1 protein-coding gene is annotated in these 307 nt (G+C 68.4%); it reads left to right on the forward strand.

The window, feature by feature from the left end:
- A partial coding sequence (locus ACO0LB_RS20810; protein ID WP_423052638.1) for an MBL fold metallo-hydrolase occupies window positions 1-307 on the forward strand: 307 nt, incomplete at both ends.

Consider the following 307-nt stretch of genomic DNA (forward strand, 5'->3'; position numbering starts at 1 on the left):
GACGAAGTGCTGATCACCCATATGCACCCGGACCATGTGGGCGGCCTCGCGGCCAACGGCCAGGCGGCCTTCCCCAACGCCACCATCCGCGCCGACCGGCACGACACCGACTTCTGGCTCAGCCAGGCCAATATGGACCAGGCGCCGGCCGACAGCAAGGGATTTTTCCAGGGCGCGATGGCGTCGCTGGCGCCCTACGTCGCCAGCCAGCACCTGCAGCCGTTCAACGGCGCCGGCGACATCACGCCGGGCATCCGCGCCGTCGCCAGCTACGGCCATACGCCGGGCCACATCAGCTATATGGTTG

Origin of the sequence: Undibacterium sp. SXout7W (genome assembly GCF_049339385.1) — a bacterium.
GTDB lineage: Bacteria > Pseudomonadota > Gammaproteobacteria > Burkholderiales > Burkholderiaceae_D > Undibacterium.